Raw genomic sequence first — 21,331 nt, 5'->3', positions numbered from 1 at the left:
CCGCAGGGGACAGTTTGCTTTCTTTCGGCAGAAAGGCCGCAGCAGGCCAGAAGTCGCGCGGGCCGAAAAAAGTAAACTGTTCCCGGCACTTGCGCCGGTTCGGCTGCGCATGTTCCGGACGGTTTTCGGCTCTCCAGGCGGACCGGACAAAACAGCCGCTGGATCAGCCGCCCGAGCCGCCCAACCTATCGATGAGCACCGCGAGCGCTTCCGGACCCTGCACTTTCATCGCCACGGAAACCGCCGCTCCCTCTCCAACAAGGCTGAGCGCGCCGGCGTCTTCGCCGTATCCAGTATCGACTGCAAGCGTCAGCGGCGAAAGGCCGAACAGGTCGGGACGCATCGCGATCAGCATCACGCAGGGATCGTGCAGCGGCCGGCTTTCGCCGGAGCCGGTCGACTGGAAATAGGCATCGACGAGATCGGCGGAAGCTTTTCCGGCCGGCGCGCCGCTCCCCCGCAGGAGCGCCGTATCGGCTTTCGTCGCGCGCACACGGCGGGTGACGTCGAGCGGGATCAGCACCAGCGGCAGGCCGGCGCGGAAGACGATGTCGGCAGCCTCCGGGTCGTCGGCGATGTTGAATTCGGCGCGCGGCCCGACATTGCCCCGCTCATGCACGGCGCCGCCCATGGCGATCAGCCGGCCGATGCGGCACGCCGATTGTGGGCGCTCCCGCACCAGCTTGGCGATGTTGGTCAACGGGCCAAGCGCCAGTATGTCGACCGTACCTTCGGGGTGCCGGTCGAGCATGTCGGCGATCCATGTCCAGGCGGGACCGGCAAGCGGGTCCGACACCGGTTCGGGAAACGCAACCCCGCCAAGGCCGTCGCGGCCATGGATGTCGGCGGTGTCGAAGCCTTTTCGCGATAAAGGCGCGGCGGCGCCCGGGATCACCGGGATGTCGCCGCGCCCTGCGAGCGCCAGGATGCGGCCGGCGTTGCGCGTCACCGTCTTGATGCCGATGTTGCCGGCAACGGTGGTGACGCCGGCGATGTCGAACTTCGGCGAGACAAGTGCCAGCAGGATAGCGACGGCGTCGTCGATGCCCGGATCGGTGTCGATGATGGTGATGCGGGACATGGCGTTTGATGCGTTGAATGCAGATCAGCCGGAGCCGGACTTTAGCCGGCAAAGGCTGCGAGAATGCGTATCCACGACCGTATACCCTTGCGGTAGCTGGACAGGTCGTATTTCTCGTTCGGGCTGTGGATGCGGTTGTCGAAGCGCGCGAAGCCGACCAGCAGCGCGTCCATGCCGAGCTTCTGCTTGAACTCCGTTGCGATCGGGATCGAGCCGCCCGACCCCGCGACGGCGGCGCGCCCGTCCCACTCGTCCTCCAGCGCTCTCAGCGCGCGCCGCAGCAATTCGCCGTCCACCGGCATGACGGTTGCCGCCCCCGCGCCGTGGTCACGGAACGCGACGCTGCAATCCTGAGGAATATGCCCGCGCACATAGGCCCGGAACGCCTCGCGGATACGCGCCGGGTCCTGCCCCTCCACCAGCCGGAACGAGATTTTTGCGCTCGCCTTCGACGGGATGACCGTCTTGAACCCCTCCCCCGAATAGCCACCGGTGATGCCGTTCACCTCAAAGCTCGGCCGCGCCCACACCTGCTGCAGGATGGAGCGGTCCTTTTCGCCCGCCGGTATCTTCAGACCGACGCCCGAAAGCATCCCCTCCTCGTCAAAAGGCAATTTTTTCCATAGTGCGGCGACCTGCTCCGGCAATTCCCTGACGCCATCGTAGAAACCCGGCAGGGTGACGCCGCCGTCCGCCGAGCGCAGTCCCGCGATGATGTCGGCCAAAATCTGCAACGGGTTGCGCGCGGCGTTGCCGTAAATGCCGGAATGCAGGTCGCGGTTGGCGCAGGTGATCTCGAACTCCTCCTTGACGATGCCGCGCATCATCGTGGTGATCGCCGGCGTCTTGGCGTCCCACATGTCGGTGTCGCAGATCAGCGCCATGTCGGCCTTGAGCTCGGCGTCGGCCGTCTTGAGGAAGCCTGGAAGGCTCGGGCTGCCGGACTCTTCCTCGCCCTCGAACAGCATCGAGACGCGTACCGGCAGCGCGCCGGCCACTTCCTTCCAGAAGCGGCAGGCCTCGACGAAGGTCAGCAACTGCCCCTTGTCGTCCGAGGCGCCGCGCCCGACGATATGCGTGTCGCCATCCGGCTGCGGCATCAGCGTCGGCTCGAAGGGCGGCGTGTTCCACAGCGCCAGCGGATCGACCGGCTGCACGTCGTAGTGGCCGTAGAACAACACATGCGGGCCGGCGCCGGTTTTATCGTGCCCGACGACCATCGGATGGCCGGTCGTGTCGCGGACGGTAGCGTCGAAACCGATCGCGGACAGCGAGCCGGACAGCCATTCGGCGGCGCGCCGGCATTCGGCGGCATAGGCCGGATCGGTCGAGATCGATTCGATGCGGATCAGCTCGAACAACCGGTCAAGGCTGTCCTGCAGATGCGCATCGGCATGGGCGAGCACGGCGTCGAGTTTTGAAGCGGTCATCGTGAAAAAACCTAGGCTTGAGAATCGATACGGGCCATTTCGGCCTTGAACGCCGTCGCGATCTGAAGTGCGTCGCGCAGCGCCTTCTTGCGCTCGACGGTGAGCACCTCGCGGCCGCGCATCAGCCAGCGGCCAGCGACCATCATGTCGCGCACGTCGACCGCGATCACCGCGAAGACCAGCGTGGCGTAGACATCATAGGCCGGCTGCGTGCGCGGCGCCGACAGGTCGATGCGGATCAGGTCGGCCTTTTTGTCCGGCTCGAGCGAGCCGATCTTCTTGTCCAGGCCGAGCACGCGGGCGCCCTCGATCGTCGCCATGCGGATCACCTCGCGCGCCGGCATGGGCTTGCGGCTCTTACCCAAAAGCTTCTGGAACATCGAGACCGGGCCGAACTGCGAGAACAGGTCGAGCGTGTTGCCGCTCATCGGGCCGTCGGTCGCCACGCCGACCGGAATGCCGGCCGCCCGCAGCGCTTCCACCGGCGCGATGCCGCGCCCCGCCTTGGCGTTGGAGCGCGCATTGTGCGCGACGCAGACTTCCGCCGCCGCCATTTTTTCGATGTCGCCGCCGCTGAGATAGAGGCAATGCGCGCAGATGAGGCCTTTCCGCAGCAGGCCGGCCTTCTCCACCACCTCGACCGGCGTCATGCGGTGGTGCTTCTCGCACCACTCCATCTCGCTGGTCATCTCGGCGAGGTGGATCTGCACCGGCACGTCCGGATGATCGTCGGCCCAGCGGGCGACGCGGTTCATCACGGCGATGTCGGTCGAATAGGGCGCGTGCGGGGCGATCGAGGGGATGACTCGGTCGTGGCCGGAGAATTCGGCGACGAGTTCCTCCGTCAGCGCAAAGCCGGCGTCGATGCTGGCGTGGTCCGGCGGATCGAAATCAGCGATCGTCTGGCCGACCACGCCGCGAAACCCCGCCTCGTCGACGACGCGGCCGACCTCGGTCTCGTAATAATACATGTCGGCGACCGTGGTGACGCCGGCCTCGATCAGTTCAAGCGCGGCGAGCCGCGTGCCTACCTCGACCATTTTCGGCGTCACGAATTTCCGCTCCATCGGCAGCACGTAGCGGAACAGCCGGTCGTCGACGTCTTCGCCGAGCCCCCGGAACAGCGTCATCGCCATGTGGCAATGCGGGTTGACCATGCCTGGCATGACCACATCGCCGCCCGCGTCGACGATCTCCGCGCCCTCGACAGCAGGCGGCGGCCCAGCGCCGACTGCCTTGATGGCGTCGCCCTCGATCTGGACATAGCCGTTCTCAACGACCGGCATGTCCTTAGTACACGGCAGCAGGGTGGCGTTGGTGATCAGGATGGTCATTGGGGCCTGCGGTCGGTTATTCGGGTTTCAGCACGCAGCACTGGTCGAGCACCGGCACAAGCCGCGCAGAACTCCCTGAAGGCAAGGGAGTGGACAGCGCTCCATTGGCAATCAGCGCGCCAGCCAGCGTGTCGCACTGGTACTGATAGGCGCGGCCGAGATAGGTGCGCAAGCCGAGCGTCGCGGGCAGGCTGGGTGCGGCCGGATCGGCGCTGACCTCCAGCCCGTCGGCGCGGGTCGCCAGCACGAAAAGGTCGGGGATCGGACCGAGCCGCTGTTCGTCCAGCGCAAGCAGCGTGCCGCCCGGCGCTTCCGCCAGAACCTTGCCGCCGTCGCGCGCCGTCACCCGCATCGAGATCAAATTCTCGAAGCCGACGAAGCGGGCGACAAACGCATTCTCCGGCCGCTGGTAGAGTTTTTCCGGCGTGTCGAACTGCATGATGCGGCCGGCATTCATGATCGCCACCCGGTCGGAGATCGAGAACGCCTCCTCCTGGTCGTGCGTGACATAGACCGAGGTGGTGCCGTTCGCCCGCTGCAACTGTCTGATTTCGACGCGCATGTCGATGCGCAGCTTGGCGTCGAGGTTCGACAGCGGCTCGTCGAACATCAGCAGCGGCGGCTCGATCACCAGCGCGCGCGCCAGCGCCACGCGCTGCTTCTGTCCGCCGGAAAGCGCTGCCGGCAGTCTGTCGGCCAGCCCCTCCAGCCCGACCCGCTGAAGCATCGCATCGGCCCGCCTCTCGCGCTCCGCGACCGCGACGCCGCGCTGCTTCGGACCGAAGGCGACATTGTCGCGCACCGATAGATGCGGAAACAGGGCGTAATTCTGGAATACCAGGCCGATGTCGCGTCTATAGGCCGGCAGTCTCGTCAGGTCGCGTCCGCCCAGCGTGATTTTTCCGGCGGTCGGGTCAAGAAAACCAGCGATCAGCCGCAGCGTCGTCGTCTTGCCGCAGCCGCTGGCGCCGAGCAGCGAGACGAGTTCCCCCGCCGCGATGTGCATGGTGAGGTCTTCCAGCACTTTCGTCGTGCCGTAATGGGCGGTCAGGTTTTCGATGGAAAGCGCTTGGGTCATCTATTTGGTCAAAAAGGTCAGGCCGAGCGTGCGCTCGACGACAGCCATCACGGCGACGGTGAGCAGCATCAAGAGCACCGAGACCGAGGCGACGGTGGGGTCAAAATACTGCTCGACATAGGCAAGGATGGCGATGGGCAGCGTGCTGATGCCCGGCCCGGTGAGGAAGAGCGAGGTCGACACGTCGTTGATCGAGGTGATGAAGGCGAGGATGAAGGCGGCGATCACGCCGGAGCGGATATTGGGCAGCACGATCGTCAGAAACGTCTTCACCGGCGGGCTGCCGAGGCTGATGGCGGCCTCCTCCACGGAAAAGTCGAACGAGGCGAGGCTGGCGCTGACCACGCGCACCGCATAGGGCAGCACGATCAGCGTATGGCCGATCAGCAGCGTCAGGAAGATCGGCGCGCTGGCGCCGACCGCGACCGACTTCAACAGCGAGAAGCCCAGCACGATCTCGGGCACCAGGATCGGCAGGACGAAGACCGTCGAAAGCCAGGAGGGCAGCGCGATCCGATAGCGGTTCAGCGCATAGGCGGCGGGAATGCCGATCAGCAGCGCCAGCGCGGTCGACAGGAAAGCGAGCTGGAAGCTGGTGACGAAGGTGGTGCGGAAAACGCCGACCTCGAAAATCTTCTCGAACCAGCGCAGCGACAGGCCTCGCGGCGGGAAGGTCAGGTAGGTCGTGTCGCTGAGCGCGGCGCCCAGCACGATGACCAGTGGCCCGACCAGGAAGATGTAGACCAGCGCGGCGAAGGCGATGAGCAGGGGGCTGGTGCGCGGCTTCATCATGTCGCCATCGGGTTCAGCCGCCGCGCGATGCGCGTCATCACCAGCACGACGGCGATGGTGACGACCACCATGATCGCCGCCACCGTCGAGGCGCCGACCCAGTCGAACGACACCATGGCGCGCTGGTACATCAGCGTGCCCATCATCATCTGGCGCTCGCCTCCGAGAAGCTGCGGCGTGGCGTAGGAGGTGAAGCTGCCGGTGAACACCAGAACGGCGCCGACGATCAGCCCGGGCACAGCGAGCGGAAATATCACCTGGCGGAACGTCGCCGCCGGCGTCGCGCCGAGCGAGGCGGAGGCCTGCACCACGTCGTCCGGGATGTTCTCCAGCACGCCGACCAGCGTCAGGATCATCAGCGGCACGAACAGATAGACCATCGCGACGATCACCGCGCCTTGCGTGTAGAGCATCGACAGCGGCTCGGCGATAACACCGATCCAGGTCAAGAAATCGTTGATGATGCCGTTCTTGCCCAGAAGAATCAGCCAGGCGAAGGAGCGCACCACGACGCCAGTCAGCAGCGGGAACACGGCTGCGATGATCAAAATGCTCTTGATGCGCCCCGGTGAGCGGGCGACGACATACGCCGTGAGGAAACCCACCACCACCGAAATCGCCGTGGTCGCCAGCGAGATCTCCAGCGTGCGCCACAGCACGTTGCGGCGGAAGCCGCTGCCGAAGAAGGCGATGTAGGGCGAGAACACGCCCTTGGCCTCGCCGAACGTCGTCGCGATCGTGGCCGCCACCGGCACGAGCAGGCACAGCACGACCAAGGCCGTCGCCGGTGCCGCGAGCAGCCAGCCTGCAAAACGCTTCATGATGCCTGGACCATGCAACAAGCGCGGCCAACCCGCCTCAGCCGGAAGTGCGAAATCGCCTCCGGCCGCGCGCCCGTTTCCTTAAAAATCACTGGCCGAAGACTTCGTTCCAGCGGTCGATCCAGCCCTGCTTGGCGGCGTTCAGCTTGGTGTAGTCGACCTGCCGCAGCGAGGCGATCATGTCCGCGCCATAGGTCCATTGCTTGGCCTGGTCCGGCGTCAGCTTGACGTCCTTGCCGATCGGCGCGTCGATGCCGTTCTCGGCGCTGATCTGCTGGATTTCGGGCGACAGCAGAAAGTTGATCCACTCATAGGCGAGATCGGGATTGGCCGCGCCCTTCGGGATGTTGACGGTGTTCAGCGTCGCATAGGCGCCGTCGGAAATGTCGGCCCACACCGCCGTCGGCACGGCCGCCTGGATCTGCTTGAGGGTAAAATCCTGCGCCACCGCGACGGAAATCTCGCCGGTGGAGAACAGGTTCACCAGTTCCGAGCCGTTGTTGTAGCTCTTGACCACGCTCGGCTTCAACTCCTCCACCGCCTTGAACGCCCCGTCCTCGTCGGCATAGGCGTCAACGCCGGCATGCGCCCCGGCGATCAGCACCATCATCGGCCCGGCAGTCGTAGTGATGCCCGGCAGCGAAAGCTGGCCCTTCAAATCGTCGCGCCAGATATCGTTCCACGAGGTGATCGGCGTCTTGATCTTGGCAGGGTCGTAGATGATGCCGACGCGGCCGATCGTGTAGGCCGGGCCGTAGCCGCCCTGCGGATCTTTGCCGAGATCATAGGCGCCAGCGAGGTTCGGCACTTTCGAGGCGTCGAATTTCTGGAACAGCCCGTCATCGATGCCGAGCTGCGAATAGGCGTCGGTCAGATAGATCAGGTCCACGCCCGCGCCGTCGCGGATCTTCACCTTGTTCAGTCGGTCGGCATTGTTGCCGGTCTCGAACACGATCTCGCAGCCGCATTTCTTCTTGAACGGATCGACCTGGAATTGCGTCAGCTTCTCGCCGTTGAACCCCCACCAGGAAATCGTCAGCGTCTTGCCCTCGGCCCGCGCCGGCGCCGCCGACAGCAGCGCGGCCATGCCGGCTGTGCCCAGAATGGAAAGAAACGACCCGAGCTTCATATGCGCCTCGTTTTGGGGGGTTGATGGTGACTCGCGGCGAAGCTTATTTTTCGAGCGGCCTGGCGGCAAGCCCAAATCCTGTGCAGCCGCGTTTGACCCTGCCCCAGACCTTTCACACCTGCTAGAGCGGCGGCAGTATCGCGTTCTCGATCGAATCAAGCCATCGGCCGCGCCCGGCAATATCCGGGATCGGCAGTGAGATCGGAGACCCCATGTTTCGTTTCGTCCACAGCTCCGACCTGCATATCGGCAAGCGCTTCGGCAACATGCCGGAGGATTTGCGCGGCCGGCTGCGCGAGGCGCGCCACGCCGCCATCGGGCGGCTGGCGGAACTGGCGCGGACCCACCAGGCATCGACGATATTTTTGGCCGGCGACACTTTCGATACCGAGACGCCGACGCCGGCGATGCTGCGGCAGGCGCTGGCCGAGTTGGGCCAGAGCGCGCCTTTGCGCTGGATACTTCTGCCCGGCAACCATGATTCCCTTCTCGCGGATCAATTGTGGAACGCAGCCCGCAGCGCGGCGCCGGACAATGTCGTGCTTGCAACCCAGCCCGAGATCCTGATGCTGGCCGAGGACGTGGCCCTGCTGCCAGCGCCCTGCACGTCGCGCCGCCCCGGCCGCGACCTCACCGAATGGATGACCGGCGCCGCAACGCCCGAAAGCGCCATCCGGCTCGGTCTTGCCCACGGCGCCATCCGGGACTTTTCGGAGGAATCGGCCGCGTCCGACGTGATTCCACCGGATCGCGCGGCCCGTGCCGGGCTCGACTACCTGGCGCTGGGCGACTGGCATGGACCCGTCGCCGTCAGCGAGCGCACGCGCTACAGCGGCACGCCCGAACCGGACCGCTTCAAGCACGACAGGCCAGGCGAGGCCCTCGTCGTTTCCATCGCCGGGCCAGGCGCCCTGCCGGAGATCGCGGCCGTCGAAACGGGAAGCTTTGCGTGGTGCACCGTTCCGCTGCATCTGCTGGCCGGCGACGATAGTGTGGCGGCGTTGGAAACCCTGCTCCCGCCCGGCCATGTCAGGCGAAAAACCTTGCTGCGCATCGCGGCTTCCGGCCGGGTCCGGCTGGGCGGACGAACGGCGCTTGCAGCCGCCGCCGACGCCGCGGCGCCCGAATTCGCGCATCTGGAACTGCTGGAAGACGCGTTGGCGACCGACTGCGAAAGCGACGACCTCGACCGGATCGACCGCGCCGGCGCCTTGCGCGAGGCGGCGCAGGCGCTGCTGGATGAAAGCAGCGACGAAACGCGCTTGACCGCCGAACGCGCCATATCGCGGGAAGCGCTGGTCCGGCTGTTCAGCTATTGCGAGGCGACGGGGTCATGAAACTCACGGGCCTCCGGCTGCACAACGTCAAACGCTTCGCCGGGCGCGGCGTCGCCATCGAAAACATCGGCGACGGCGTCAACGTGCTGTGCGCGGTCAACGAGTTCGGCAAATCGACCTTCTTCGAGGCGCTGCATGCGCTGTTCTTCCAGCCCCATACGGGGACGCCGGAAGCGGTGCGACTGCTCAGGCCCTACAGCGGCGGCAATCCGCTGATCGAGGCGGACATCGTCACCGCCGAGGGCCGATACCGGCTCGCCAAGCAGTTTTACGGCGGCCGGCGCGCCAGCGTGACGCATGCCGACAGCGGGCGGCTGGTGGCGCAGGCCGACGAGGCCGAGGCCTTCATAGGCAATCTGATCCGTGGCGGAACGGCCGGCCCGGCGGGCCTGCTGTGGGTCCGCCAGGGCGTCACCGGCATCGAACGGCGCAGCAGGAGCGAGGAGGACGGCGAGAAGCGGGTGCGCGAAAGCCTGCTGTCCTCGGTTCAGGGCGAGGTCGAAGCCCTGACCGGCGGACGGCGCATGGCCGAGATTTCAGCCCGATGCGAGGAAGAACTGTACCGCCTCGTCACTCCGATGCTGCGTCCCAAGAGCGGCGGCCTTTATGCGGCGGCGCTTGACGAGCACGAGAAGTTGCTAACGGAAGAACGGCGCCTGAACGCCGAGGTCACCGGCCTGCGCGGCGCCCTCGACAAGCGACGCCTGGCGCTGGCGCGTCTTTCGGAACTTGAAAATCCGGAAGAAGAAGCCGCTCGGCGCAACGCCATCGCCGCCGCCGAAGCTGCCGTCGAGGCCGCCAAGTCGCATGGCGAGGTCTGGAAAGCCGCGGAGGCGCAAGCCGCGCTGGCCGCCAACCACCATGACGCGGCAAAAAAGACCCTCGACGATTTTCGGGCGGCGCTCCGGCGCGCCGCGGATTTGCTCGCACAATTGACCGAGGCGCAGCGTCGCCGCGCCGAGGCTCTCGACCGTCGCGCCTCGGCGATAGCCGAAAACGATCAGGCCTTGGCCGACGTCCATGCCGCGGAGCAGGAAGAACGCGAAACACGCGAATTGCTGGCGCGGCTGGATGCGGCTCTCACGGCCCGAGACGCCGGCGAACAGCTTGCCGGCCTGCGCGACCGGCTGGAACAGGCCGAAGCCGCGAGAGCCCGGATCGAGGACGGAGAGGCAGGGTTGGCCCTGCTGGCGTTGCCGGAACAGGCCGTGGAGCGGCTGCAAGCGCTCGAAATCGAGATCGCCGGTCTTCGCGCGGCCCAGATGGCGACCTTGCCGACGTTTCGCATGGAGTACCGGGACGGCGTGTCCGATCTGGTGACCATCGATGCAAAGCCCCTTCCGCATGCCGAGGACCAGAGCTTTGCCGGCGCCGTGCGCCTGGATATTGCCGGCGTCGGAGCGTTGACTCTTCGCTCGAATCGCCCGCCACAGGCTGACCGGGCCCTCGACGAGGCCGAAGCAAAGCACCGCGGCCTGCTTGCGTCCCTCGGCGTGGGCAGCCTGATCGCCGCGCGCCGGCGCCTAGCGGCAGCGCGCGACAAGGCCGCTGAACTGGATCTGGCGCGTCAGCGGCTCGGCGATCTCGCCCCCAAGGGCATACAGCATCTGCACGGGGAGATTGCCCGGTTGGCCGCGCTCGGAGCCGGCGACCTCGAACTCAAGGCCGATCCCGGACAGGTCCGGCAGCATCTTACCGAGGCGGAGCAGCGCGTGGCGACGACACGCAACAGCGCACGCGAGGCATCGCCGCTGCGCAGCCAGGCCGACGCCGCCGTGACGGCCGCGGAGAAGGCGTGCGCCACCATCGAGGCGGAACTGTCCGGTCTCGAAATCCTGTTGGGACCCGAGGCGGCGCGCGAGGAGAAGCAGCACATGCTGGCCGCGGAAGCCGCCGCGCGGCAGGTTTTGCGCGATACGGCCGAGAGCCATGCCGCTCCCCTGCACAACGCCGCCCACGATCTCGCCGGCGCCGAAGCCGCCCTGCGCCGCACCCGCTCGGTGCAGGACAGCGTCACGCAGGAAAAAAGCCAGTTGCGCGAGACACTGGCCGATCTCAACAGCCATATCCGCACCCGGTCGGACGATGCGGTAGAGGAAGCCTGGCGCGAGGCCGCGGAAAAACTGGCGGCTGCGGGAGAACGGGTCAAGCGCTTCGAGACCGAGATCGCCGTCCTCGACCGGTTGCGCACGGCGCTGACCACCGCGCGGTCGTCGGCCCGCGATCTTTATCTGAAGCCGGTCATGTCCGAATTGCGCCCGCTGCTCGGACTGCTGTTTGACGACATTGCGATCGAATTCGACGAGCATACATTGCTGCCGCAGACCGTTCGCCGCAACGGCCAGGACGAGGATGTCGAGCGCTTGAGCGGCGGCATGCGGGAGCAGCTTTCAGTGCTGACCCGGCTGGCCTTCGCTCGCCTGCTCGCCCGCGACGGCCGGCCCGCGCCGGTCATCCTCGACGACGCGCTGGTCTATTCCGACGACGACCGCATCGAGCGCATGTTCGACGCCCTGCACCGCCAGTCGCGCGACCAGCAAATCCTCGTCTTCTCCTGCCGCCAACGCGCCTTCACCAAACTCGGCGGCAACATTTTGCAGATGACCGACTGGCAGCCGGACCGATCCTGAACGTTGCGAGAATATCGCGTGATGCAGCGATAAATACTCGTTCTTCGAACCCTATGGCCCTGACATGGCCTGGCCGACAGCGGATAGCAGAAGCTTGGCTGCGAAAGGCTTGCGCAAATATGCGAGACAGCCGGCCTCAAGGGCTTCGGCTTCGACAGCTTCGTCGTCGACGGCGGTGATGAAGATGACCGGCAGGGCTGAACCGATGCTCGACAGCCGCCGCCGCAACAGGATTCCAGACATGTCGCCCAGATGGATGTCGAGCACCAGACAGCCGATTGTGCCGGTGAAATCCACCTCCAGAAATGTCTCTGCCGACGCATATCCCTGGGTCTGATAACCGTGCGCGTTCAGCAGCCGCTCGATGCTCCTTCGCATGCTCGGATCGTCTTCCACGACAGCCACTGTGCGTGGCAGGTTTTCCAAATTCCGCTCCTCGAAGAGCTGATGACCGTCCGGTTTCACGACTTCGGGATTGTGAGCCGCGTTAACGGTAGCGGATATTGGCCTTTGGGGAAGAAGCCGGGCGAGGGTCGAGAACCGCGTGGGTTGGTTCGAGGCGTCCCAACCTCTCGGCGATGGACACCATCTCCGCCAGCGAGGTCAGGTTCAATTTTTCCATGATGCTGTGCCGGTGCGCCTTGATCGTTCGTTCGGAGGTGTTCAGGTCATACGCAACCTGCTTGTTCCGCTTGCCGCGGACGACGAGATCGAAAACCTCGATTTCGCGAGGCGTCAGCCTCGATACCCTGGCCCGGAGCGCTTGAATCTGATCCCGCCCGGCGCGCCGCTCTTCGTTCCGGGCAAGTGCGTGATCGATCACGTCTCGTAAGATTTTCGCGGAAATCGGTTTCTCCAGAAAATCGTCGGCGCCGGCCTTCATCGCCTGGACGCCGGCCGCGATGGTGCCTTGGCCTGTCAGAAAGACGATGGGCAGCAGCGGGACCGCCTGCGCAAGCCTAGCCTGAAGCTCCGCCCCGCTCAGTCCGGGCATCCGCAGGTCGAGCAGGATGCAGCCGGCCTCGGATTCGGGCAGGCGCGCGAGAAATTCCTCACCCGATTCGTAGCAGTTCGCGCGGTAGCCGGAGGCTTCGACAACACGGCCGAGCGCCGTTCGAAACGATTTGTCGTCATCGATGATGTGGACGCACGGTTCCATGGCGCTCAAATTGGCTGAACGAGCGGCAGGACAATACGAAACACCGCGCCGCCACCGGCACGATTATCCGCCCAGATCTTCCCGCCATAGGTTTCCACGATCGCGCGGGCGATGGAAAGTCCGAGCCCGGTGCCGTTCGGCTTGGTCGTATAGAACGCGTCGAAGATATTATCGAGGCGCTCTTTCGGAATGCCCCGGCCCGTATCCGAAATCGACATCTCGACCTTCGTATTGTCGTGCAAAGCGGTTTGCAGGATCAGCTTCCGGTCACCCGTCGCGGCGTCGACCATTGCGTCCATCGCGTTCGTTGCGAGGTTCAGGATGACTTGCTGGAGATGAACCATGTCGGCTCGGACCGGCAGCCTGCGCTTTGATTGCTCGGCGCTGACCGCCACGCTTTTCTTGGCAGCCTCGGCATGCAGGATCGTGATGGCGCTGTCGACGACCTCGTTGAGGTCGAACTCCTGCCAATCGATGGCATTCCTTTTCTTGAGCAGCCCACGAAGGCGGCGGATGATGTCTCCCGCTCGCTGGTCGTCGTCCCTGATGTCGGCCAGAATCTGCTGAATGAGATTCAAGTCGGGTGCCGTTCCTTGAAGGATGGCTTCCGCCGCCTCGGCGTTGCTGAGGATGGCGCCCAGCGGCTGGTTGAGTTCATGAGCGATGGATGCCGAAAGCGCGCCGGCTGTCGCGGACTGGTTGAGATGCACCAGTTCAAGCAGGCGTAACCGGGATTCGCTTTCGGCGGCAAGACGCCGGCGGCGCTCGACGAGCAGCCCTGTGATGATCATGGCCTGAAGCGCGACAAGCGCCAAAACGCCGACTATCAGCGGCCAGTATTCTTCCCAGATGTTCGGCTGCCTGAAGCTCAGAGCGGTTCCCGGGGGAAGTGCGCTTTCCGAAAGGCCCCAGCGCTTCAACTGCCTCGCATCTGCGAAAAAAGTGTGAGGCACCTCGACATCGACGATCGACTTTCCCGCGAGCGCATCCAAGGCCAGGCCTGCAACCGCGGTCCCCATCGACTCGAAGGTGGCCGCATTCCCGCCGACAATGCCTTGGTCGATATAGGTATCATATGGCCCGTAGACCGGCGCGCTGGCCTTGGCCGCGACCAGTCCCACCGCATCCCTGGGCAAGAAGTTGCGGCCGGTGCTGTCCGCCAAAATGGTGAGGAAGAGGACGATGCTGTCCTCCGGGAAACGGGCGGCGCGCTCCACGAACTCATCGATCGGCAGGTTTTCCAGGTAGGTGGTCTGGTAGTCTTTTGCGGCATCGGCCAGGGAGGTTCTTGCGCTGGCCAGCCAAGAGCGATCGAAAGCCGCCGAGCCGCCGATGACGAAAAGATGTTTGGCGTCAGGCTGGAGGGCGCGCGCAAGCTCAAGCGTCCTAGCTATGTCGAACTCGCTGAAAGCCCCTACGACATCGGCCGGCAGGTTGAGTTTGGAAGCGGTGTCGCGCCCAAAACCACCGAACACGATCTTCGCATCGGGCGCGATTGCGTCGCGATGATCGATGATGAAGCGGGTCGACGGTTCGCCGAGCGCGATCACTACGTCCGGGCGGTGGTCGGAGTATTTCTCGGCCATATACCGGGCCATACGGTCGATGTGGACATCCTCGGGAAACCTGGAAAGGTCCAGAAACTCCGAGAAGAGGTCGATCTTCCCTGCCGTTTCCTCCTGTAGCCGATGCCTGGCGCTTTCGCCGGCGATGGACGTCGCGGGCAGCCGCTCGTCATAAGGGTACAGGATGAGCACCCGGGGAGATCGGCCGGCGATTTCGGCCGCCGCAAAACCACAATCCAGAAGGATCGCGACAAGAATAGCGACAATAAACCCGACAGCGTTCTGCACGTGTCGGCGCGACCGGACAGGCGGATCGCGCTGCATGGTCAATGTCCCTCGCAAGCCAGGCCTTTAGTCGGGAAAGTAGATCGAACAGCTTCACGATATCCGGCCGAACAACTTCCCCAAAGGACAATATCACCAAGGCTTCTCCGGAACTACCGTTGCGTCAGCTTGAGCGTGCCGACTGGTTAAGGGCGGCGCGCGCAAGCTCGAAATCGTGCCGTGGGCGGCAGCCGGGCTTCTATCCGTCAGCAACCAGAGGAGAGGAAAATGAGTCGTAGAATCCTTAATTGCAGCATTGGGGTCTTGACCGCTGCGACGGTCCTTTGCGGCGCGCATGCGCCGTCACGGGCCCAGGAAGCGCAACGACCCAACATCCTGTTCATCATGGGTGATGACATCGGCTGGATGCAGCCCAGCATCTACCACGGAGGCCTGATGGTCGGCGAAACGCCCAACATCGATCGCATCGGCAAAGAGGGTGCGAAATTCATGACCTACTATGCCGAGCAGAGTTGCACGGCTGGTCGCACCGCCTTCATCACCGGCATGCAGCCGGTGCGTGTCGGCATGGTCCTGCCGGAAATTCCCGGAAGCCCATCCTATCTACGGGCCGGCACCCCCCACCTCGCCAGGTTCCTGAATGATCTCGGCTACTCGACAGGCGAGTTCGGCAAGAACCACCTCGGCGATACCACCGAATCCCTGCCGACGGCGCACGGGTTCCAGGAATTCTGGGGCTACCTCTATCACCTCGACGCCATGCAAGGGGTGAGTTTCCCCGACATCAACAAGACCCCGACCGAGCAGGGGATCGCGCCGCCTTGCAGAAACACGCCGATCCCCGGCTTGACGGAAGACCCGGCGGCCGTGGACCCGAAGACCACAACCTGCCTGACGCCGCCGCGCCCGATGCTCGCCTGCACGTCCTCCGACGGGTCGCCGGCAAGTCAATCCTGCAAGGACGAGGGTCCGCTGACACTGGAGCGCTCCAAGACGATCGACGAGGAGATTTCAGCCAAAGTCATCGACTTCCTCGACAGGAACGATCCGGAAAAGACCAAGAAGCCGTTCTTCGTCTGGTACAATCCGGCGCGCATGCACATCACGACGGTGTTGCCCGACAAATATCTGAACATGGTTGGCGAGCCTGGCGGCAAGGACTGGGGCGTCAACGAAGCCGGCATGAAGCAGATGGATGACAACATCGGCTACGTCTTGAAGAAGCTCGAGGAGATGGGCGAACTCGACAACACCATCGTCGTCTTCACCACCGACAACGGCGCCGAGACGATCACCTTCCCGGATGGCGGCACAACCCCGTTCAAGGGCGGAAAGCTGAGCACCTGGGAAGGCGGCATGCGTGCGCCGCTTGTGGTTCGCTGGCCAGGACACATCGAGCCCGGCACGGTCAAGAACGACATGTTCGCCTCGCTCGACTGGCTGCCGACATTCGTGAACATCGCCGGCGGCCCGAAGGGCGACGAACTGAAGAAAAAGATCGAAGCGGGCCAATATCCCGGGATCGTGAAGACCACGCTCGACGGGATCGACCAGCGTGACTTTCTGGAAGGCAAGGCGCCATCCGCGCGCAACTCCTTCTTGTACTATTCCGGCAAGGAGCCGTCGGCAGTCCGCTACAAGAACTGGAAGATGTATTTCGCCATGGTGTCCGACGATCCGGCGGGCTTCATTGCGGGTGTGATGCCGTATTCGTGGACGCAGGTCGTCAACATCAAGCGCGATCCGTTCGAGACCTCGGTCGGACAGCAGATCAAGACACTCTTCGGTATGGCTGGCGCCATCGCGTCACCGTCCACCGCCTACGTCTATGACTGGAACATCCTGCCCATCGGTCAGCAGTTGTGGCTGAAGCATCTCGAGACCTACATCGACTTCCCGCCGCTTCAGGACCCTGCGAGCTACAATCTGGAGCAGGTGATGGAGCAGGTGAAGGCGATGAAGACCGGTAGCGACTGACGCACACGCCAATGCCGGACGCCCCGTACAGGGGCGTCCGGCCCTTGTGGCTCGTAATCATGCCGTCCTGAGAGGTTTATCACCCTGAACAAAGGTGCACAGCATGGAGTGGTTCAAGGGTTTGTTGCAGATATCCGGCGCGATGGCCATCGGATCAATGCTTGTTGCCACCGCATCAGCGCAGCAATCGAAGCCAAACATTCTCTTCATACTCGCAGACAACATCGGCTACGGCGACGTCGGGGTTTATGGCGGTGGAGAACTGCGCGGATCGCCAACGCCTCGCATTGACCAACTCGCCCGCGAGAGTCTGCGACTAACCCAGTACCTTGTGGAGCCCTCCTGCACACCATCGCGCGCTGCACTCATGACAGGACGTTATTCCATTCGCTCAGGACTTTCGCTGGTCGCGGTTGCTGGCTCAACCTTCTCTCTGCCAGACAAAGAGATAACCATGGCCGAGATGCTTCACGCTGCAGGGTACGCCACTGCAATTTTCGGCAAATGGCATCTTGGGTCGCAAACCTACAGCCAGCCGCAGTACCAAGGGTTCGATGAGTTCTATGGCATTCCTCCGGGTGATACTTGGGATGCATTCGGCATGATCCGGCAGGGTCACCAGACTAAGACCGTAGATGTGCCGCTCGACAAGGGACCGCAAATCGTTGAGGCCAAGCGCGGAGAAACGCTGGCGGTTGTAAAGCCCTATACCGAGGAAGTTCGACGGGAAATCGATTGGGAACTCGTAGATCGCGGCGTCGATTTCATGACCCGGCAAAAGACAGCGGGCAAGCCGTTCTTCCTCTATCTGCCGATTTCCCGGACGCACTTTCCGAATCTGCCCTCCAAGCGCTTCGAGGGAGCATCCCGCATCGGACAATTCGGCGACTCTCTGATGGAGGGTGACGCCATCGTCGGCACCTTGCTCGATGCGCTTAACGATCTCGATCTCGCGCGCGACACAATCGTCGTCTTCGCCTCAGACAACGGTCCCGACGGTCCAGGCGCGCGCACCTTCGGCGGCGACATGCCAGACGTAGGCACGACCGGACCCTATCGCGGAGCGTTGGGCGACATCAGCGAAGGTGCTATCCGCACCGTCGCGATCGTCCGCTGGCCGGAACGGATAAAGCCAAGATCGTCCTATGCCATGTTCTCGATCATGGATTTCTTCCCGACCTTCGCGCAGCTAGCGGGCGGCAAGGTGCCAGACGACCGACCCTTCGACGGTATCGACCAAGGCGATCTTCTGCTTGGCGACGATGATGGCGGAAACCGTGAGAGTTTGCTGACCTTCGTGGGTTTCGAACTTGTCGCGGTGCGGTGGAAACAATTCCGGGCCTATTTCGTGGATGTAGCTCCCGGCCGAAGTGGCTTTGGCGGCGCAACGTTGATGGGCGGGATTGGAACCAGCGCTGCGCCGATGAACGGCTATCCGAAGGTGTTCAACATCGAGGCGGACCCGCAGGAGGAGCACAACATCGGCGAGATGTATAATTGGGTACTCGGGCCGCTGTTGAAGGTGGTGGAGGAATACAAGGCGAGCGTTGAACAATCGCCCAATCCGCCGGCCGCGAACATGACAAGGTTTTGAGCCGCGTATGGAGGGTAGTTGATTGTATTTCATCCATTTAGACCGGAATTGATCGATCTCTGCTGGAGGAGGCTAAGCTATCCGGGCGCCCGACTCGTCTCATCGCACATCGAAACTGAGGAGAAAACAATGTTCGTGCCACGTGATCTCCAGACGGCTGCGCGTGCCGTCGCTGTTTTCGTAACGGTTGCCCTCACTACAACCGTCGCCTTAGCCCAATCCGATCCCTTGCCTTCCTGGAACGACACCGCGCCAAAGGCAGCGATCGTCGAGTTCGTCGGGAAGGTAACCAAGGACGGCACGCCCGACTTCGTGCCGGAAGCCGAACGCATCGCGGTGTTCGACAATGACGGCACGCTGTGGATCGAGCATCCGATGTATGTCCAGCTTGCCTTCGCGCTCGACCGGGTCAAGGCCGAGGCGCAGAACCATCCGGAATGGAAGACCACACAGCCGTTCCAGGCGGTGCTGGAAGGCGACATGAAGGCTCTTGCCGCAGCCGGCGAAAAAGGCCTGGTGGAGTTGATCATGGCAACCCATGCCGGGATGACCGTGGATGAGTTCCACAAGACCGTCACGGATTGGATCGCAACGGCACGCGACCCTCGTTTCAAAAAGCCGTACACCGAACTCGTCTATCAGCCGATGCTCGAACTGCTCTCCTATCTGCGCGCCAACGGCTTCAAGACGTTCATCGTTTCGGGCGGCGGAATCGAGATGATGCGACCGTGGACCGATCGTGTCTATGGAGTGCCCCCCGAGCAGGTCGTGGGATCGTCGATCAAGACGGAATTCCAGATGAAAGACGGGGTGCCGACGCTTTTTCGCCTGCCGCAGGTCAACTTCATCGACGACAAGGCCGGCAAGCCGGTCGGCATCAATGAGCATATCGGCCGCAGGCCGATCGCCGCGTTCGGAAATTCAGATGGCGACCTCGAGATGCTGCAATGGACGACGATGGCTCCCGGCGCGCGCTTTGGGCTGATCGTCCATCATACCGATGCGGAACGCGAATACGCCTACGACCGGAACACCGAGTTCGGACGTCTCGACAAGGCAGTCGACGCCGCCGCCGTGAACAACTGGACCGTGGTGGACATGAAGAACGACTGGAAGCAGATCTTTCCCGAGAAATAGGACCATTGTCTGGCCGCGAGCGGACACCGCAGACGGAATATTCTGTCGGTCAACTCGTGGCCCATTCCGCCGTCCCTGGGAAGACGACCATGGCGAATGCAATACCCTTGCCTCAAGGCGAATCCCGCTGGGGCCCAGCGCTTGCGATAGTCGCGGTGCTGGTGCTGCTGGCGGTTTTGCCTCGTCATATCCAGATCATGCCGGCCTGGGTTTCGTATGTGGTTGTCTTGGCGATCCTGGTGCCGATGGCGGCCATCACCCTTTCTGCCGGCAACACCCTTTTTTGGTTGCGCGCCGAGAGAACGGTGATCGTCCTGTTTGCCGGCGCCTATGTCGTCAACACCGCGCTCGAGCTTGCGGACATGATCGGAATCCTGAGCCTCGGCCCCCCGGAAACGCGCGCGGCCACCCTGCTGTCGTCCTCGCTCGCCATCTGGGTCACCAATGTCCTGGCCTTCGCGATGCTCTACTGGCAGATCGATCGCGGGGGTCCCGCTGCCCGCAAGAATGGAGAGAACCCACCGGACTGGCTTTTTCCGCAGGCGGCGACGCCGGATATCGCTTCGCCGGGCTGGCGGCCATTCTTCCTCGACTACCTCTCGCTGGCATACAATACGGCGACCGCCTTCAGCCCAACAGATGTCCTGCCGCTAAGCCAGCGGGCCAAAATGCTGACAATGCTCGAAAGCGCCATCTCGTTGCTGACCCTGGTCATCGTCGCCGCGCGGGCCGTGAATGCCGTTCCCTAGCAGCAGGAACTGGCGGCTTGCGGACCGCGCTCCGAGCGGATGGTACGACGGCAGGGCCTCGCATCAGGAAGAGTAGTGGCAGATGCCTCAGATCAATGCGGACCAGCTTTCGACCGTCATCTCGCACGCCTTGGCGCCGTCATTCCTGCTCACGGCAGTCGCCGCGTTGGTGTCCATCCTGATTGCCCGGATGACGCGCATTACCGACCGGTTGCGCAACCTGAACCAGATCGCCGACGATGACGCGGCGCGCGCCTGGCTGAAAGCGGACATCGCCAGGCTGAAGCGCCGGGAGTTCCTCCTCAACCAGTCGCTGCATCTCGTCGTCACCAGCGGCATCGTCATCACCGTGCTTCTGCTGTTCGGGTTCGTGGTGAGCCTTTTGGGCTATCGTCACGAACCCGGCGCGGGTGTCCTGTTTGTCGTGGCCCTGGCTCTGCTCGTGGGCTCCCTGCTGCGCTTCCTCCAGGACATAAGGATCGCACTGAGCGAACACGATCATCATGGCTGAGCCTCGCCAAGCGCAGTTGCAACTGACGCAGGCGCCTTTCGTCTCTCTCCAGCCTTGGACAGGCTTCAGCATCGGAAACAGGTCTTCCCGCATCCGACGCCCAGATTGCCATTCATGATGGGTTTGTCGATCAGACGAAATGCGCTGCCTGTCGCCAGAGCTTCTAGCTTTGCGGTGTGACCATGACATGCAGTCCGCCGCCGTCACTGACTTTCGCGGGTGGCCGGTGGGCTTCAAGTTCCTGATTTGCGTGTCGGAAGCGGCAATGTTGGTATCCGATCGCGGAACACGTAGCGGCACGGTCAGCGACCAACGATCGTGCCGACAAAGCTGCTGGATACCGACGGACGACGCCTGACCTCAGGCAACAAAAAGCCCGAAAAACCGGGCTCTTTATGAAGTTTCTGGACCTTGTCGGACGGTCTGAAACGGGAATTTGGTGCCCAGAAGAGGACTCGAACCTCCACTCCTTGCGGAACACGGACCTGAACCGTGCGCGTCTACCAATTCCGCCATCTGGGCAGCGCGGGTGATGTAAGCGGCGAAGTCTCGGGTGTCAACGCGGTTTTTCGCGAAGCCCCTCCTTATGCCGAGAAACGATCTCGGCCCAAACGGCCCCGCATGCCGGCGGGTTTCCATCTTTGCCTCGAAGTGCACGTCCGGGAGAAACGACTGTTACGCAAGCGCCGCTCCGCGACATTGCCGTGAAACGCATTCGGCTT

General features: G+C 63.6%; 17 protein-coding genes and 1 tRNA gene. 7 read left to right on the top strand and 11 right to left on the bottom strand.

Features of this window, described 5'->3' with window-relative positions; all coding sequences use genetic code 11:
* Window positions 1–163: 163 nt before the first annotated feature.
* The 7 genes from ACH196_RS18890 to ACH196_RS18860 form a co-directional block, all read right to left on the bottom strand.
* Window positions 164–1,081: a nucleoside hydrolase gene (locus ACH196_RS18890; RefSeq protein ID WP_396648468.1), complete on the bottom strand. Its 918-nt coding sequence runs from the start codon at window positions 1,079–1,081 to the stop codon at window positions 164–166.
* Between the two features lie 41 nt (window positions 1,082–1,122).
* Window positions 1,123–2,511 carry a M20/M25/M40 family metallo-hydrolase gene (locus tag ACH196_RS18885; protein ID WP_396648467.1) on the bottom strand — a complete coding sequence of 463 codons (1,389 nt, stop codon included), beginning with the start codon at window positions 2,509–2,511 and terminating at the stop codon, window positions 1,123–1,125.
* 11 nt (window positions 2,512–2,522) lie between these two features.
* On the bottom strand, window positions 2,523–3,845 hold the full coding sequence (locus ACH196_RS18880) for an amidohydrolase family protein (protein WP_396648466.1): 1,323 nt from the start codon (window positions 3,843–3,845) through the stop codon (window positions 2,523–2,525).
* A gap of 16 nt (window positions 3,846–3,861) precedes the next feature.
* A complete protein-coding gene (locus tag ACH196_RS18875; protein ID WP_396648465.1) occupies window positions 3,862–4,923 on the bottom strand; it encodes an ABC transporter ATP-binding protein in 1,062 nt (353 codons plus the stop codon).
* Window positions 4,924–5,712, bottom strand: a complete 789-nt coding sequence (locus tag ACH196_RS18870; protein WP_396648480.1) for an ABC transporter permease — start codon at window positions 5,710–5,712, stop codon at window positions 4,924–4,926.
* Window positions 5,712–6,536, bottom strand: coding sequence for an ABC transporter permease (locus ACH196_RS18865; protein ID WP_396648464.1), 825 nt, complete (start codon window positions 6,534–6,536; stop codon window positions 5,712–5,714). The genes ACH196_RS18870 and ACH196_RS18865 overlap by 1 nt, the downstream gene beginning before the upstream one ends.
* An 88-nt stretch (window positions 6,537–6,624) precedes the next feature.
* A complete protein-coding gene (locus ACH196_RS18860; protein ID WP_396648463.1) occupies window positions 6,625–7,665 on the bottom strand; it encodes a PotD/PotF family extracellular solute-binding protein in 1,041 nt (346 codons plus the stop codon).
* 212 nt (window positions 7,666–7,877) lie between these two features.
* Here ACH196_RS18860 and ACH196_RS18855 point away from each other — a divergent pair, with 212 nt between their 5' ends.
* On the top strand, window positions 7,878–9,002 hold the full coding sequence (locus ACH196_RS18855; RefSeq protein ID WP_396648462.1) for an exonuclease SbcCD subunit D: 1,125 nt from the start codon (window positions 7,878–7,880) through the stop codon (window positions 9,000–9,002).
* Entirely contained in the window at window positions 8,999–11,632 is a 2,634-nt protein-coding gene (locus tag ACH196_RS18850) for a DNA-binding protein (RefSeq protein ID WP_396648461.1), read from the top strand. Before ACH196_RS18855 ends, ACH196_RS18850 begins: the two co-directional genes overlap by 4 nt.
* 51 nt (window positions 11,633–11,683) lie before the next feature.
* Here ACH196_RS18850 and ACH196_RS18845 read toward each other — a convergent pair whose 3' ends face one another.
* The 3 genes from ACH196_RS18845 to ACH196_RS18835 all read right to left on the bottom strand — a co-directional run bounded on the left by ACH196_RS18845 (window position 11,684) and on the right by ACH196_RS18835 (window position 14,680).
* Window positions 11,684–12,058, bottom strand: coding sequence for a response regulator transcription factor (locus tag ACH196_RS18845; protein WP_396648460.1), 375 nt, complete (start codon window positions 12,056–12,058; stop codon window positions 11,684–11,686).
* A 61-nt stretch (window positions 12,059–12,119) separates the two neighbouring features.
* Window positions 12,120–12,791 carry a response regulator transcription factor gene (locus ACH196_RS18840; protein WP_396648459.1) on the bottom strand — a complete coding sequence of 224 codons (672 nt, stop codon included), beginning with the start codon at window positions 12,789–12,791 and terminating at the stop codon, window positions 12,120–12,122.
* 5 nt (window positions 12,792–12,796) lie between these two features.
* Window positions 12,797–14,680 (bottom strand): ATP-binding protein, encoded by a 1,884-nt coding sequence (locus tag ACH196_RS18835; protein WP_396648458.1) that lies wholly within the window; start codon window positions 14,678–14,680, stop codon window positions 12,797–12,799.
* Window positions 14,681–14,908: 228 nt separating this feature from the next.
* Between ACH196_RS18835 and ACH196_RS18830 the strand changes: the two genes are divergently transcribed.
* The 5 genes from ACH196_RS18830 to ACH196_RS18810 all read left to right on the top strand — a co-directional run bounded on the left by ACH196_RS18830 (window position 14,909) and on the right by ACH196_RS18810 (window position 20,609).
* Entirely contained in the window at window positions 14,909–16,618 is a 1,710-nt protein-coding gene (locus ACH196_RS18830) for an arylsulfatase (RefSeq protein ID WP_396648457.1), read from the top strand.
* Between the two features lie 103 nt (window positions 16,619–16,721).
* Window positions 16,722–18,212, top strand: coding sequence for a sulfatase-like hydrolase/transferase (locus tag ACH196_RS18825; RefSeq protein ID WP_396648456.1), 1,491 nt, complete (start codon window positions 16,722–16,724; stop codon window positions 18,210–18,212).
* Between the two features lie 129 nt (window positions 18,213–18,341).
* Complete coding sequence (locus tag ACH196_RS18820; protein WP_396648455.1) at window positions 18,342–19,349, top strand: HAD family hydrolase; 1,008 nt, start codon at window positions 18,342–18,344, stop codon at window positions 19,347–19,349.
* Between the two features lie 89 nt (window positions 19,350–19,438).
* Complete coding sequence (locus tag ACH196_RS18815; protein WP_396648454.1) at window positions 19,439–20,098, top strand: hypothetical protein; 660 nt, start codon at window positions 19,439–19,441, stop codon at window positions 20,096–20,098.
* An 82-nt stretch (window positions 20,099–20,180) separates the two neighbouring features.
* Complete coding sequence (locus ACH196_RS18810) at window positions 20,181–20,609, top strand: DUF2721 domain-containing protein (RefSeq protein ID WP_396648453.1); 429 nt, start codon at window positions 20,181–20,183, stop codon at window positions 20,607–20,609.
* A 437-nt stretch (window positions 20,610–21,046) separates the two neighbouring features.
* Here ACH196_RS18810 and ACH196_RS18805 read toward each other — a convergent pair.
* A tRNA-Leu gene (locus tag ACH196_RS18805) sits at window positions 21,047–21,131 on the bottom strand.
* Window positions 21,132–21,331: the final 200 nt, after the last annotated feature.

The sequence above is a fragment of the Mesorhizobium sp. IMUNJ 23232 genome, from assembly GCF_044326205.1.
Classification (GTDB): Bacteria; Pseudomonadota; Alphaproteobacteria; order Rhizobiales; family Rhizobiaceae; genus Kumtagia.
This window is presented reverse-complemented; position numbering and strand designations above follow the sequence as displayed.

Coding starts and splice junctions, on each gene's coding strand:
- ACH196_RS18850 (WP_396648461.1), top strand. CDS start 8,999: ATGAAACTCACGGGCCTCCGGCTGCACAACGTCAAACGCTTCGCCGGG.
- ACH196_RS18855 (WP_396648462.1), top strand. CDS start 7,878: ATGTTTCGTTTCGTCCACAGCTCCGACCTGCATATCGGCAAGCGCTTC.
- ACH196_RS18825 (WP_396648456.1), top strand. CDS start 16,722: ATGGAGTGGTTCAAGGGTTTGTTGCAGATATCCGGCGCGATGGCCATC.
- ACH196_RS18885 (WP_396648467.1), bottom strand. CDS start 2,511: ATGACCGCTTCAAAACTCGACGCCGTGCTCGCCCATGCCGATGCGCAT.
- ACH196_RS18865 (WP_396648464.1), bottom strand. CDS start 6,536: ATGAAGCGTTTTGCAGGCTGGCTGCTCGCGGCACCGGCGACGGCCTTG.
- ACH196_RS18875 (WP_396648465.1), bottom strand. CDS start 4,923: ATGACCCAAGCGCTTTCCATCGAAAACCTGACCGCCCATTACGGCACG.
- ACH196_RS18840 (WP_396648459.1), bottom strand. CDS start 12,791: ATGGAACCGTGCGTCCACATCATCGATGACGACAAATCGTTTCGAACG.
- ACH196_RS18820 (WP_396648455.1), top strand. CDS start 18,342: ATGTTCGTGCCACGTGATCTCCAGACGGCTGCGCGTGCCGTCGCTGTT.
- ACH196_RS18835 (WP_396648458.1), bottom strand. CDS start 14,680: ATGCAGCGCGATCCGCCTGTCCGGTCGCGCCGACACGTGCAGAACGCT.
- ACH196_RS18810 (WP_396648453.1), top strand. CDS start 20,181: ATGCCTCAGATCAATGCGGACCAGCTTTCGACCGTCATCTCGCACGCC.
- ACH196_RS18890 (WP_396648468.1), bottom strand. CDS start 1,081: ATGTCCCGCATCACCATCATCGACACCGATCCGGGCATCGACGACGCC.
- ACH196_RS18870 (WP_396648480.1), bottom strand. CDS start 5,712: ATGAAGCCGCGCACCAGCCCCCTGCTCATCGCCTTCGCCGCGCTGGTC.
- ACH196_RS18860 (WP_396648463.1), bottom strand. CDS start 7,665: ATGAAGCTCGGGTCGTTTCTTTCCATTCTGGGCACAGCCGGCATGGCC.
- ACH196_RS18880 (WP_396648466.1), bottom strand. CDS start 3,845: ATGACCATCCTGATCACCAACGCCACCCTGCTGCCGTGTACTAAGGAC.
- ACH196_RS18830 (WP_396648457.1), top strand. CDS start 14,909: ATGAGTCGTAGAATCCTTAATTGCAGCATTGGGGTCTTGACCGCTGCG.
- ACH196_RS18815 (WP_396648454.1), top strand. CDS start 19,439: ATGGCGAATGCAATACCCTTGCCTCAAGGCGAATCCCGCTGGGGCCCA.